Consider the following 14,116-nt stretch of genomic DNA (forward strand, 5'->3'; position numbering starts at 1 on the left):
TCGACGCACTCCGGACAAGTAACCTCATGGGCGCGGCATGCAGGATTAACCGAGCCCAGCCGGTCATGAGTGCGGCCGGCGCTCGGCTGCTCGATTTATTTGCGCGATAAGCTCGCGACCATGTCCGCGGAGGTATTCAAACTTAACGCTGCGTCCGGGAGCTCTTGCCCTCCAGTTTGCGACGCTCCCCCGCCCATCCAGTGATCGTTTATTTCGTCGGATAGTTTGACCCGGCTCTACCGAATCGCCGCTTCAGGATCATTCTTTCCGATTTCGTCACGCTCGTATTTCTGCCGCGTCCTACACCGATTGGGCGCGAACAAAACTGAGCGCCTTGGAACCCGAACCCGTGCGTCGTGACCGGGAGCATCCGGGGCGAACTCATCCGCTCGGGGGCATCGCATCACCGGACGGCGACAGGCACGGTCGACCGGCATCTCGGCATCGGCTGGGAATTCGTCCATGGTCTGCATTGGCGACGACGCTTCCTGAGGCCACGTAGCCCTTATGCCAAGCTGGGCGCCCGGGTCGAGCGCGTAATGACGACAATTGCTTCGCTGCAGGTCAAACGCTTTCCGGGCCACCTGCAAAGTCTTCACCCGGCCGTACAGCGCCCAAGACCACTGATGTGATCGACAAGAGCCTTTTTGATAAATCTGCGCTATTCTCCTGTCGCGCACGGACGACCGCGTGGCGAAGAGCAGGGTCCGAGATGAGAGCCCTGCCGCGCAGCTTCTATCGTCGCGCCTCGTTTGCGGCATCCGTGCCTACCCTCTTCGGACCTCGTGGGTTCCAACCGGCGACGAGGCGTGCATAGGCGCCCTCGGCCTGCTCCACCCAGCGGCGCTCTTCTTCCCGGTGGCTCTTTATGTTGTAGGCGTGCGCTCCCTTTTGGCCGCGCACAGCCTTGCTCCCGGCCTTGAGTTCCACATCGCGCAAGCTTCTTGGCATGCAGGGAGGGTCGAGCCCACGCGTAACTCTCGCCCTTCTCAACAGATGACAGATCACGACAGAGAGTTTGCGTGCGGTTGCCACGGCCGCGACATGCTGTCCGCGCCGGGCTCGCACGCCGCAGGGAGAAGGCTCGCAACGGTCCGGGAGCACGAGCGGCCGCCCAGGCCGCCTCGACGAGCATGCCGCGCGCATGACCACGGCCCTGCTTGGTGATCCGCCCATGGTAGGCCGGACCTGGCCGGACTGCTGGACGCTTGGGTTCAACCCGAGATAGGTCACGAGCTTCTGCGGATCGTCGAAGCGCGACACGTCGCCGATCGCCGCCCTTCATCGCCAGCGCGACGGTGATGTCGACGCCGGGAATGGTCATCAGCCGCTTCACGCCTTCATCCTCGAGAGCCGAGCGGACAAGATCGCGTTCGATGACCTGGAGGTCTTCGCCCAATCGGTCGAACTCGCGCAGATGCCCATCGATCGCGAGGCGCTCGTCCTGCGGTACGACCTGCTCGATTAACCAGGTCCGACCCTTGGCGCCGCACAGGTCAGCATGCGGGCAGGACGGATCAGGTGGCTATGAAGGATCGACTGGATGACGCTCTTCAATCGAGATCTCTGTCGGACAATCTGATTGCGCCGTGTCACCTGTCGACGCAGAGCCTGCGTCGGCTCGTCCGCAATCCAGACTTCTGGCAAGAAGCCGCTGGCATAGAGCTGCGCAAGAACGTCGGCGTCGATCGTCGTTTTGATCTTGGCATAGGCAACGATAAACACCTGTTTCGGCTTGGCGATCCCCACCTTCTTCACATGCGGCGCAACCACAGCTGCAGCGGACGTCGCGTTGCCGGTGGCCTCGATCACCCCGACATCGTTCGGCGACAGCTTCGCGGCGAACGCCGCCAGCAGATCGCGCCGCATGTCGACGCGGCCGAGTCGCCTGAGCCTGCCCTCCTCCCATGCCACTGCTTCGGCGAAGGCGCGGTGAATATCCAGTCCGATGATAAGCATGCCCGTTCCTCCTTCTTGGCTCGGTCAAAGACGGGAGCTGGCGGGCAACACGACATCTACTGATCCGCGCTCGCAGCGCATCCGGGAAAGTCGCGAGGGGCGGCCATGTAACGAGCTCGGGCTCTCAGCCCACGGTCTATTGACGGCCTGCCTGCACCTTTGTGCTCCCGGTGCCCCACGTCCCGGATGGGCTCACCATAAGGGCGTTCCAAAACAAGAACAGCAGGACGAGAAGGCACCACAGATCACATACCGGATAGCGGCAAGGCCAAGCGCTTCGTTCAGATAGGCTTGCGCCAATGGGCTTAGGCCGAGCCTACAACAGCTCTCAAAAACGCTGCCGGACTGCTGCATTGGCTCGCCGATACAATTGGCACAGGCCTCACGGCAGCTTAGGATCAAACCGCCCATCAGTCGCCTCGGACTGGAAAGGTGCACCCTATTAGGTTCCACGCCTAGCTAGGTCGGGGCCGCCGAAGACGCTGGTTGATAGACCGGCGCCATCGGCCCGGCGTTTCAAACTGCCAATCTCTGACCTGCACAGTACGAACGATTGCTCGCTTCGGCAGATCACGCGGCTCATATGTCGGACCTTAACGTCATCCATCATAAACTTTTTGCGACAAAAGATTGCAAGAATGCTAAATTGTTAAAGTCGTTTGTTTCGGTTAAAGGCATCCATCCCATGGATGGCTGATGACATGCGTTTCAAAGGACTTGATCTAAATCTCCTCGTTGTGCTCGACGCACTCCTGACGGAGCGTAATCTCTCGGCGGCGGCACGCAGGATTAACCTGAGTCAGCCCGCCATGAGTGCGGCCGTCGCCCGACTGCGCGATTATTTCCGCGATGAACTGTTTACGATAAGAGGTCGCGAAAGATTTCTAACCCCGCGTGCGGCAGCATTTGCCCCCGCAGTTCGCGACGCTCTCCAGCACATCCAGTGCTCGATTATTTCTTCGGATCCGTTTGACCCAGCTCGAGCCGATCGCCTCTTCAGGATCATTCTTTCCGATTTCGTCACGCTCGTGTTTTTCGAAAAGCTTGTGGAGCGTATTTCACGGGAAGCCCCCGCCGTCAGCTTCGAACTGCTGCCTGTCGACGATAGCCCCGATGAGCTTCTCCGGCGCGGTGACGTCGATTTTCTAATTCTACCGGATATGTTCACGTCGAGTGTGCATTCAAGCGTTGCGCTGTTTGACGAGAAGCTCGTGTGCGTAGGCTGTCCCACAAACAAGCAGCTGCCACAGCAGCTTACATTCGAGAGATACATGTCGATGAGGCACGTCGCGGTCAGGTTCGGGCGTACGATGAAGCCGTCTATCGAGGAATGGTTTTTGCTTGAGCATGGCCTTAAGAGACGTGTCGAGGTCGCCGTGCAGGGCTTCAGCATGATTCCACCTATGGTGTCCGGCACAGCTCGTATAGCGACCATGCCCTTACGGCTGGTCAGGCATTTCGAAAAAACGTTCCCCCTGCGGGTTATCGAACTTCCGCTGCCATTTCCCACATTCACCGAGACCCTCCAATGGCCGGCCCTCCACAATAGCGATCCGGCAAGCATCTGGATGCGGGAGATAATGATACAGGAGGCATCTCGGATGGCTGCCCCGCTGTGAACCCACGGAAAATTCAGGCGCACCTATAGTCACTACTCCTGTCACCATCTACTTTGACGACAATAGCCCTCGCCGGATAAAGTCGATGCTGGCGGCAAGTGCGCCTGCGAGATCGTCCAGAGAATGGACTTCCTCGACCAGCTCGAATGAGAAAGGTCCCGCGTAGCCGCCATCCAGCAGCGCCTGAATCTGGCTGCCATTGTCGGAACCTGCAAGAAAGCGATCGGGGTAAATCCAGAAGGTCGGGTCGTTTACGCTTGAAATGTGCACCAGGCCGGTAAGCTCGCAGAACAGGCATGTCTCCCCGGCCAGGGTGTGGTGGAACGTGTCGTGCACGAGGCGAAAGACGGACTGGCCATCAACCGCGGCAACGGCCTCGGCCGCTTCCTTCTTTGATCGAAGCGAGCAGGTTCGGAAACCCAGCGGCTCGATGAGACCGATCAGACCCCGCGACTGGAGGATTGGCTTGATCTCGTTTAGAGCGAAACGAAGATTGTCCTGGCGCTCGCTATTGGTGGGCCACGAGCTGCGGTTGGCCGGCACCAACACGAGCGTCTCCGCCCCGCACGCCGTCGCATAATCGGCGAGGTTGCTTGCCTCGGCCTGACGCGTTGGAGTCCAGTCGTTGAACCGCTGCAAGGCGTTGACAGAGATGATCGTGACGCCCGCTTCGGTAGCGGCCAACCGAACGTCCGCAGCCGGAATGCCGCGTGCGACAGGATTGCTGAAATGAGGGTAACGGATTTGGACGTCGGTCAGGCCTTGGTCACGGGCAAGCGCGAAAAGCGCACTGACGTCAAGGCGGGGCGCCGCCATGTGATCGAGTGCAAAGCGGGGCGATACCTGGCGCATTGCTTGACTTTCCTTCCATGAAGCGCGGCTGCCATTTCGGCATCCGGCTTCTTTCAAGACGGAACCACGCCGGTTCACAGATCGGACAGAGACGGCCGAGTCAATCGAGCTTTCCTTTCATCGGTGAAAGGAAAATGGGCGCTCATGATAGAAATCCATCAAGGTCAAATATTTTCCGGAAGATAAATGTCGAACGGCAGAAATGTCTGCCCCGGGCTCTCCGCGACGCCGGCTTTGATGGCCCGCTCCATTGCCATTATCAGCTCCTGGCAAAGTCGGCGCATTGGCGTGCCGACCGCCATCGTCAAGATGTCATCCGCAAGCGCCCCACGTGACTGCGGCGTCATTTCACTCACGATCGCGACGAGATCCTGACCGCTCCCCTCTTCTCGGAGCGCGGAAATTGCCCCCTCTATCCCCCCGCCGGCCATATAGAAGCCGACGAGCTCTGGTTCCCGCTGCATAAGATCCAGCAATTTTTCGTAAGTGAGCTGCCGTTCATCAAGGTTCACGAGCGCATCAAGCACCTCGAATTTTGGCGCGTTCTCACGAAAATACGCACGAAAGGCCGTTTCCCGCGTCGCATGCGCCTGGAAGCGATGGCTTCCGACAAACACCGCCACCTTGCCGGGCCGTTTTGCGGCCTTGGAAAACACCCAAGCGGCAGTCCGTCCGACCTTGCTGTTGTTGAGGCCGATGTAGCCCTCGCGCACGCCATCGGCGAAGTCGGATAGCAGCGAAAATACCGGGATACCTTTCGCCTTGAGCTCCTCGACTGATGCTGTGATTTTCGGGTGATCGGCCGCCACCATGGCGATCGCCTGGCAGCGGCTCCCAAGGTCCTTAAGAAGCGGGAGCAGGTCACGCGGCAAATGTGACTGCGCGAACTCGATGATCGGAAGGCCGTGGAAGGATTTAGCCATACTGACCGACTCTTCGATCTTGCGAGCGAAATCTTGGTAGAAATCGTGGGTAGGTTTTCTCAAGATGAAGCCCAGCTTGTAGTGCGGCAGGTGCTGCTGCAAGCGCTGTTTGATGAGACCGGCAGCATGATAGCCGATCGCGTGCGCGGCCGCATGGACCCGCTGGGCGGTCTCCTCTCGCACCGGAAGGCGGACGTTCAGAACCCGATCGACTGTTGCTACGCTGACTCCGGCTTCGCGGGCGAGATCGGCTATTGTGACGCGCTTTCCCCTAGCGATTCTGATCGGCCGGTCCTCCATCATCCGGTGCGCTCCCGCGACGGCTTGGGGCGGCAAGCTGAAATAGTTCCCCCACCCCGCGGATAGCGCATTCGACGAACAGCGCTCCATGCGCACCCAGATGAGTCTCCGTGAACCGTTCGTTTGCTTAGGGGCTTCATGGTGTTGTATTACTCACTGCGTTAGTACTCTATTTCCAGCGCTCTTTGGAGGCTGGCAATTCGACTGTTGTGTCAAGGCCGCTACTTACACGTCGCGCTGTTGCGATCTTGCTTGCGGGGAGCCAGTTTGATGTAACCCTAACCGCGGAAAGCGGTTTCCATCCGTGACTGGTCCAATTCGCCTTCCCAGCGAGCGACAACGAGCGATGCCACCGCATTACCGACTAAATTCGTCAGCGCGCGGCATTCCGACATGAAGCGGTCCACGCCAAGAATTAGAGCCATTCCGGCAACGGGAACACTCGGCACGACAGAGAGAGTAGCGGCCAATGTGATGAAGCCGGCGCCGGTGACGCCTGCCGCACCCTTCGAGGAAAGCATCGCAATTAGCAGCAGGAGGATCTGATCGGCAATTGACAAATCTGTGTTCGTCGCCTGGGCGATGAAGAGGGCGGCGATCGTCATGTAGATATTGGTACCGTCCAGATTGAATGAGTATCCAGTAGGGATGACGAGACTTACGACCGAACGGGCGGCGCCGGCCTTCTCCATCTTCTCCATTAGCGAGGGCAGCGCGGCCTCCGAGGAGGACGTTGCCAGGACAAGCAGCAGCTCGTCCTTGATGTAGCGGACGAGAGAAAAGATCGAGAAGCCGTTGTAGCGGCAGACCGCGCCGAGAACCCCGAACACGAAGAGGAAGGCGGTAAGATAGAACGTCGCGACCAGTATCGCGAGGTTGGCCACCGAACCGATTCCGTATTTGCCGATCGTAAAGGCCATTGCGCCGAAGGCGCCGATGGGTGCAGCCTTCATCAGAATGCCGACGAGCTTAAAAATGGGGGCGGTAAGCGCCTGGAGAAAGGTAACGACCGGCCTGCTCGTCTCTCCGGTCATCGCCAAAGCAATGCCGAACAGGACCGAGAAGAACAGGACTTGCAGGATGTCGCCTTCCGCGAAGGCACTGGCAATCGTTGACGGGATGATGTTCATCAGGAAGCTGGTCACGGACTGCTCGTGAGCCGTGGCCACATAGCCCTTAACGGCTTGGACATCGAGCGAGGCCGGATCGATGTTGAGGCCGGCGCCAGGTTGAACGATATTCGCGACAATCAGTCCGACAACGAGTGCAAGTGTCGAGAAGGTGAGGAAATAAACCATCGCCTTGGCGGCAACTCGGCCGACCTTCTGCAGATCGCTCATGCCGGCAATGCCGGTCGCAATTGTCAGGAAGATGACAGGTGCGATAATCATCTTGACGACTTTGATGAAGGCATCGCCGAGCGGCTTCAGGCTCTGGCCGGTTTCCGGATAGAGGTAGCCAATTGCGGCTCCCAGGACTATGGCGGCAAGCACCTGCACGTAGGTCCGGGCAAAATGGGGCTTGCGGGGCGCTGCGATCGCGCGGGGGACTCTTGGAACCAACACCGTTTCTCTCTCCCTGACCGGATCGGGGTGGGGGCTCCTCCTTCTCCCATGCTGCGCTCCGGTCGAGCGCTGCTGTCATCTCGGAGCAAGCGCCGTGCCAACTGGAGGCCTGTCCCGTCCAGCGAGATTGGTGCGGGTTGCGCACTGGAACCCTCCACCTTTGCCGGAATTTGCACTCAAGGCTCGCCAAAGATCGCGTCTGAAGAAGTGCTTCGCCAGAGAGGGAATTGACCAGGTCGCCTTGCGGCCGTGTCTTTGATGTCTGCCGCAGATCGACTGCCGGCCGATATCTCTGTCGTCTTGGTGACTTTGGTTTGTCAGTTTTGCGACGGAATGCGCGCAAACTGCAGGATATCCTACACGCCCATCAGAGCACGCGGTACAAGCGATTAAGCGTAGGAGCGCATTGAATCTCCGAGGTCAAAAAATCTTGAATAAGGTCCCCGTGCGAAGTGAATCCGCAACTCGTCAAAGTTCTCCACCGTTTGATCCAGCGGTCGCGTTTCCTGGCGCTGCAGGATGGCGTTATCTGATGGCTCAAGCGCTGGAACGCCCAGGAAATCCCAAACCGCTCCCAGGCATTGGGCAGGTTCGTGAAGTAGGCTCTCGTATTCCATTACAAGCAGGTTGGTCGACGTGAAGGAGTCCATAACGCGAGCGTGAAAATCGTCGGCGGCTTTGAAATAAGCCTCACAGTCGGCGATTGACAACCTGACGCTCGGTGGCCGAGCGGTATCGTTGTCCCAGCTGAACTTCAGCCAGTGACCGCTTTCCCTGGCCTGCACAAAGGATCGGAGCGATTCCAATACGTTTCGGCGAACAACAAGGATGACCTTGAGTGCTGGCCAACGAGCCAGTTCCGCAAAGAATGCGGGACGCTCGCGAAACTGAGGTTCATTGATCTTGCATCCAAGATGCGTCACATTCTTGTAGTCGCGCATAGGGCAGCGCACATAGGCAAGCTCAAGAAGCTCGCGATCCGTGCCTAGCAGGCGATCAGTGCTGGGCCAATTGGGATCATATTCGTTTAGCAACTCACCGTTACTCAAAACGGTCGGATGCTCGTTTAGCAATTCTTCTAAATAGTGTGTTCCGGTCCTTGGCATAGCAAGGATCACAAAAGGCTCAAGAGTTGCTTCGTTGTGGGTCATTGCATGTGTATCCAACTAAATAATGGCCGCGACGGTCTGTGGACGCGCACAAGAAGCTTGGCTGCTATCGATTGAACGCTCCGGGTGGGTCCGCGCCTCACCATCCAGCCTGTTCTTCGAGGTGTGGTCGCGAAGCTGGGCGGGTGCCTGCAGCGGCTGGGTGGCGCCCGGCTTCGGCGTTGTACCACTCGCGATTCCTAGCATACGCATGCCTCCGGGCCGCTGTGGGCAGTTTGCATCCGGCATTGCGGACCTCCTTCTGGTTAATGGGTGTAAGCAAGCGTCAACGCATTAGTCGTCGATGAAACAGTCCAGCCGACAGAAAAAAAGGCAATACAGCGAACATGCAAAGTGCGCCTATATGCAGCCCTACATTGTCGCCCAGGCGGCCGAGCATCACCGGACGGATTAGCTCGATAGAATTCGCCAGGGGCGAGAAGGCCGCAATCTGCTGAAACACTCCTGGCAATTGGCCGACTGGAAAAACCGCGCCCGAAAGGAACAGCATGGGTGTGATGACAAGCGTCTGATAGAAAATAAAATAGTGATAACTGGGCGCGAGCGCGATGACGAGCATGGCCAGGCTCGCAAAGGCGAATCCGGTGAGAGCGACGACCGGTAGCACGTAGAGAACCGACGTCCACGCGGCATAACCTAGCGCGGCCGCAACAATCGCAATTGTCGTACCGGCCAGAAAAGCCTTTGTGGCTGCCCAGGTCAATTCACCGAGAACGATGTCGCCGAGGGTAAGTTGTGTGTGCAGGATTGCTTCCCAAGTGCCCTGATCGCGCATTCGACCGAAAACCGCGTAAATTGTTTCGAAGGTTGATGCTGTCATCGCGCTCGTCGCAACCATGCCGGCTGCCAGAAAGGCGATGTAGGATGCACCTTCGATGCGGCCTACCAACAGTCCAAGGCCAGTGCCGAGCCCGAAAAGGTAAATCATCGGATCAGCAAGGGTGCCGAGCATTGAAGCAAATGCCACCTTCTTCCATGCCAGATGATTGCGGCGCCACACCGCCATCCAGTTCCAGGCGTTGGCGGGTAGAGCGGCCGCAAAACGTTCACCCATTGCTCACTTCTCCATCTCACGTCCGGTTAACCGCAAGAAAACGTCCTCCAGACTGGGTGGACGCTCTAGAATACGCAGACCCGCTCGACCGCGAAGCTGGATGCGCACATCCTCCGGCTCAGGCGCATAGCAAAAGAGCGTCTCGCCGCTTACCTCGACACGCTGAACGTACGGTCTGATCAGCGAAATCAGCTCCTGTGGATTACCGCCGAAGATCTCGATCACGTTGCACCCAATGTACTCGTCGATCAGCGCATGAGGACTGCCCTCGGCGATCTTGCGTCCCCGCTCGAGAACACACAGCCGATCACAAAGCCGCTCAGCCTCTTCCATGAAATGGGTGGTCAAAATGATCGTTTTTCCGCTCGCCAGCAGGAAACGAAGTCGCTCCCAGATCAGATGGCGGGCATGCGGGTCGAGGCCGGTCGTGGGCTCATCCATCACAAGCAACTGGGGGTCGTTGATCAGAGCACGTGCCAGCGTCAGGCGCCGCTTCATCCCGCCGGATAGCAGGCCGACACGTGAATCCGCCTTGCTCTCAAGGCGAGCGAACTCGAGCAGCCGTGGGATGACGGCGTTGATCTCTCTTGTACTCATGCCGAAGTAGCGCCCGAACACCAACAGGTTCTCACGTACCGTAAATTCCAGGTCGAGATTGTCGAACTGCGGGACCACGCCTATGCCCTTGCGGGCCAAGCGGCTGCGTGCCGGCACTGGTAGACCGAGGACTGTTATATCACCCGCGTCAGGCCGGGTCATACCGAGGAGCATACGCGCAATCGTGCTCTTGCCTGCGCCGTTAGGCCCCAGCAGACCGAAGCACTCTCCCGATGCAACGGTGAAGGACAGCCCGTCCACAACGAGCTTGTTTCCGAATAATTTGGTTACGCCGGTAAGGTCGATTGCTACATTGGACATGCGTCTATCTCAAGCGGAATGAGTCCGATTGGCCACCGGCAGCTTACTTGCGAATTCTGGTTCAGAGCAGGCCACCGCCTTGAGATGACACCTTTGGAAAGTCGCGGCCGGAGCGACGTGTGTATCGCTTCCGCCAAAGAATAACGTCAAGATGCCACGTGTCGCTTCCACATAGTCCCCGTTCTGACCATAGGTAACTCGACAAGCTTCACCCCGTGTCGACTGACACAACTTACTCGGTCACTCGGCGCTGCAAGGCCGTCAGACTTCACTAGCTGTGAGCGAAAGATCTGCAGTATGAAGTGACTCCGCAATTCCAGAATTGCCCGCAGCATTTGCTCCGCCAAGCGGCATCGCGCTTGTGATTTCCTTTGTGCTGCTGTTGGGCAGGGGAACACTTTTACGCGACAGCCAATCGCTATTGCTCAATGTACACAGGGCGTAAGCCTTCAAGGGGATCAACAGGAATATCCTGATTAACGCGTGCATTGAATAGCCGATGAATCGAAGCTGCCGAGTGCGGAAAGATAACACCGTAGATCTGATTATGGTCATCGTGACAATAGCCAGCACCGTCCACCAATTTACTGTATGTGAAAATAGTAACTCACCGAGCGCCGTTACTACCGCGATGCCGAGCAACAATGGGCCGAGATTCTCTCCCATCACATCCAAAGTTAGATAGCGATCCAGGCCACGCAGTAGACCTCGCGCAAGCATCGTGTCCCGGAAAGTGCTTCGTGCCCAGCGGAGTTGTTGGCGCAAATAAGGTCCCATCTTGTCCGGAACGACTGTCGCCGCGACGGCACCTGGAACGTACTCGGTTCGAAAGCCTGCTTTCAGCATGAGGATCGTAAGATGACGGTCTTCACCGAAGTCGCTTGGTTTCCCCCTGAACAGCTGCGTCTCGTATTGATCCAGCAGAGAAAGGAGACAAGACCGGCGGTACATTGCACATGGGCCGCAGCAGCACATGACCGCACCAAAGCGACCTTGCGCCGCGCGCTCCTCATTGCAAGCCAGCCAGTATTCCATATCGATCAATCGGGTCAACCAAGTGTCGCTGCGGTTGTATGCCGTCAGCTGGCCCATGGCCGCTCCGACCATGGAATCCCGCATTTTTACTGCAAGCTTCGTGATGACGTCGGACGCAAGTGTCGTGTCAGAGTCGACGCTGAGCACGAAATCTCCAGATGAGCGGCGGATGGCGGCGATCTGCGCCTTGCGTTTGCCAACATTTTCGCGGAGCAGAATGAAATTGAATCTCGGGTCGCCCTCGTAGGCGTGATGTACCGGGATGACGGCATTACGATTTCCAGAACCGTCGTCAACCAGATAGACCTGAAATGTTCCGGAGTAATCTTGATTTGCAATGGAAGCTAAACACGCCGCGAGTGTGCGCGGGTCCTCATTGTAGCAGGGGATAATGACATCCACGCTCGGCCAACGGTCGGATCCGAACAAGCTTTCCGACGGCGGCGTAACATTTTCCGGTTGGGAGTAGACCGCTTGCATGCCTCTGTAAACAGTCGAGAGCACCGCATAAGACGAAACGGCAACAGTACTGGCTGTGGTGAGAAGGTCCATAGGATCTCTGTTTGTTCAGGGATGTTGAGGAAGTGATCGGATTACAAATCCGCGGCCGTGCAATTCTGGAATTAGGCGTGACAACGCTGTCACCGTCTGGTCGCGCAGACTGGCTTGATTGCCTGGTTGCAATTCGTCGGGAGCGCACCCGTCGTGCAACAGCACGATTGCGCCCGGCCGGATATCGGCGAGCACTCTGTCGACGATGGCGTCAACGCCGGGGCGAGACCAGTCGCGTGGATCAATGGACCAATGGACGGGCGCCAATGCCTCACCCGCTAATGCAGCGATTACTTCTTCGGTCCAGATGCCATAGGGTGCACGAAAGTACCGAACCATGGCCTGCGGGCAAGCCATCCCTATGACTCTGTTTGCCTCAACTATCTGGCAGTCGACTTCGACGGACCCGCATTTAGCTAGGTCCGGATGAGTCATCGTGTGGTTGGCTATACCGTGGCCGTCTGTAATAATTCGGCGAACGAGTTCCGGCTCGTCGGCCGCGTAGGCCCCAACAACGAAGAAGGTCGCCGGCACCTGATGTTGCGCCAGCACATTGAGTATCTGCGGTGTGAAAAATGAATTGGGACCGTCGTCAAACGTCAGATAGACGCTGCGCTCTGCAATGCGATCGGCATTGTCACTCTGCCCTTCGCATATGTAGTCCAGAGGCTTCATAGTTCCGGACCGTTCCGGTCGATCAGGGTACCAGACGGCCACTCGTCCATCGAGCGTCCGATCGGCGAAACCAACACGAGTACGTCTTCCAGGCGCGTGGGCGGCAGGTCGGGATGCACATCTGGACGGGTCGACCGTACGCGAACGCCCGACACAATGTTCGCGAGGCCGGCTCTGCAGAATCTTTCGACATGGTTTCGCAGCGCGTGCCGAACCGTGCCGAAAGCGAATGGAACACCCAACTGATGGAGCACTGGGTACGCCACGCGCATCGAAAAACCGATTCCGAGCCCTTCAAGATCCGGACGAACCGCGTACAGGCCCAATTCAGCGACGATCAAGTCGACCTCGCCAACTTTGATGAAGCGCCGCAGCATGCCGATGTGAGCCGCTACCCCATGCGCGTCGTAGCCGATTGCGCGGAATTCCGGCCTCGCGCCGGCCCAACTGCGGCCGCCTTCGAATGGCTCCGCGTTGAAGGCGCCAGTCCGTCCATAGGTCTTTCGAAAAAAGTCGGAGAGTTCGACATGGTCGGCCAGTTGCAGCTCATTTTCCCAGCACAACTTCCACTCGACATTCGGACGCATGGAAGACCTCACCTTGTAGCTGTCTGGTTGAGATAAATGTCCAAGCATTGATTAAATAATTGGCGTCGCGCCAACGGGGCGTAACTTGTGGGGACCGCCGAAAGACCAAGCCGCAATGCAGATGCGACTGACTTTGTACGCCCCGCACACCAGATGATGCTCCTCAGATCCAACGCAACCATCGGAACTACCTATCTTTCCAACTTGAAGCGCTTCTATGGGACCTGCAGCAAAAACGGTAAAATCCTTTGTTTAGATGAAAGGTATCCACGCTTTGGATAACTGGGCGAATGCGTTCCATATGGCTGGTCAATTATCGTCGTCACGCTCGAGGCACTTCTGACGAAGCGCAAAGCTCACGCCCGCGGCACGCGCGGCCGTTGCCGGGCCGCGCGATTATCTCCGTAAGAGCCGAGTGGAGCTCAGACACGACGATTGATCAGAATCTGATTCGCGGGTTCAGTATCTCTTTCGTGTATCCAGCTCTGGGCTGTCCTTTGGCGGGAGTTAGGTTCGCCCAGGTTCTGAGCCTGGGGCGTTGGCCCGTTCGCCGCGCAGGCTCCTTCGCACATCGTCGAGGCCGAGAAAGAGGGGCCACACAGCTCCCCCTGTACTTTCCACCACCCGACACCAGCGCTCACCCAGGGCGCCGGCCTTGCTCACCTCAACGGATAGCGCACTCGCGCCGCTTCACGATTAAAAGAATTCTACAAGCAAGATGCCTGTTTGATCGAGAGACGTCCGCTGCCAATTCCCGCATCGCAGAGGCAGCCAATAGCGCTCGCTTTACATAGTGGTCCGGCAAGCAGCTAGATACGACAGGTGACCTCAAATGAGGCGTCTTGCATGGCTTCTACACCTGCCTGAATGCCAGAACTGCGTTCGTACCGCCCATGGCGAAGGCGTTG

At 58.0% G+C, this 14,116-nt stretch carries 12 protein-coding genes; 1 reads left to right on the top strand and 11 read right to left on the bottom strand.

Annotated elements, in window-relative coordinates:
* Nucleotides 1–661 precede the first annotated feature (661 nt).
* Together P9254_RS29180 and P9254_RS29185 are read right to left on the bottom strand one after the other, a co-directional pair.
* Nucleotides 662–1,324 (bottom strand): hypothetical protein, encoded by a 663-nt coding sequence (locus tag P9254_RS29180; protein ID WP_365970300.1) that lies wholly within the window; start codon nt 1,322–1,324, stop codon nt 662–664.
* Between the two features lie 140 nt (nt 1,325–1,464).
* Nucleotides 1,465–1,959 carry an IS110 family transposase gene (locus tag P9254_RS29185; RefSeq protein WP_095769983.1) on the bottom strand — a complete coding sequence of 165 codons (495 nt, stop codon included), beginning with the start codon at nt 1,957–1,959 and terminating at the stop codon, nt 1,465–1,467.
* Nucleotides 1,960–2,660: 701 nt separating this feature from the next.
* Here P9254_RS29185 and P9254_RS28590 point away from each other — a divergent pair.
* Nucleotides 2,661–3,578: a LysR family transcriptional regulator gene (locus P9254_RS28590; protein WP_063170390.1), complete on the top strand. Its 918-nt coding sequence runs from the start codon at nt 2,661–2,663 to the stop codon at nt 3,576–3,578.
* 48 nt (nt 3,579–3,626) lie between these two features.
* Here P9254_RS28590 and P9254_RS28595 read toward each other — a convergent pair whose 3' ends face one another.
* The 9 genes from P9254_RS28595 to P9254_RS28635 all read right to left on the bottom strand — a co-directional run bounded on the left by P9254_RS28595 (nt 3,627) and on the right by P9254_RS28635 (nt 13,208).
* The gene (locus tag P9254_RS28595; protein WP_063169395.1) at nt 3,627–4,430 is read right to left on the bottom strand and encodes a TIM barrel protein; all 804 of its coding nucleotides are present in this window, start codon (nt 4,428–4,430) and stop codon (nt 3,627–3,629) included.
* A 164-nt stretch (nt 4,431–4,594) separates the two neighbouring features.
* Nucleotides 4,595–5,656: a LacI family DNA-binding transcriptional regulator gene (locus P9254_RS28600; RefSeq protein ID WP_051695606.1), complete on the bottom strand. Its 1,062-nt coding sequence runs from the start codon at nt 5,654–5,656 to the stop codon at nt 4,595–4,597.
* Nucleotides 5,657–5,931: 275 nt separating this feature from the next.
* Entirely contained in the window at nt 5,932–7,218 is a 1,287-nt protein-coding gene (locus P9254_RS28605; protein WP_063169396.1) for a dicarboxylate/amino acid:cation symporter, read from the bottom strand.
* Between the two features lie 389 nt (nt 7,219–7,607).
* Nucleotides 7,608–8,369: a sulfotransferase domain-containing protein gene (locus P9254_RS28610; RefSeq protein ID WP_063169397.1), complete on the bottom strand. Its 762-nt coding sequence runs from the start codon at nt 8,367–8,369 to the stop codon at nt 7,608–7,610.
* Between the two features lie 283 nt (nt 8,370–8,652).
* Complete coding sequence (locus tag P9254_RS28615) at nt 8,653–9,441, bottom strand: ABC transporter permease (protein WP_063169398.1); 789 nt, start codon at nt 9,439–9,441, stop codon at nt 8,653–8,655.
* A gap of 3 nt (nt 9,442–9,444) precedes the next feature.
* Nucleotides 9,445–10,359, bottom strand: a complete 915-nt coding sequence (nodI, locus tag P9254_RS28620; protein ID WP_024505873.1) for a nodulation factor ABC transporter ATP-binding protein NodI — start codon at nt 10,357–10,359, stop codon at nt 9,445–9,447.
* A gap of 261 nt (nt 10,360–10,620) precedes the next feature.
* Entirely contained in the window at nt 10,621–11,946 is a 1,326-nt protein-coding gene (gene nodC, locus P9254_RS28625; RefSeq protein ID WP_063169399.1) for a chitooligosaccharide synthase NodC, read from the bottom strand.
* Between the two features lie 15 nt (nt 11,947–11,961).
* Nucleotides 11,962–12,621, bottom strand: coding sequence for a chitooligosaccharide deacetylase NodB (nodB, locus tag P9254_RS28630; protein WP_063169400.1), 660 nt, complete (start codon nt 12,619–12,621; stop codon nt 11,962–11,964).
* Entirely contained in the window at nt 12,618–13,208 is a 591-nt protein-coding gene (locus P9254_RS28635; RefSeq protein ID WP_063169401.1) for a NodA family N-acyltransferase, read from the bottom strand. Before P9254_RS28635 ends, nodB begins: the two co-directional genes overlap by 4 nt.
* Nucleotides 13,209–14,116 lie beyond the last annotated feature (908 nt).

This window comes from Mesorhizobium sp. WSM4983, from assembly GCF_029625765.1.
Taxonomy (GTDB): Bacteria; Pseudomonadota; Alphaproteobacteria; order Rhizobiales; family Rhizobiaceae; genus Mesorhizobium.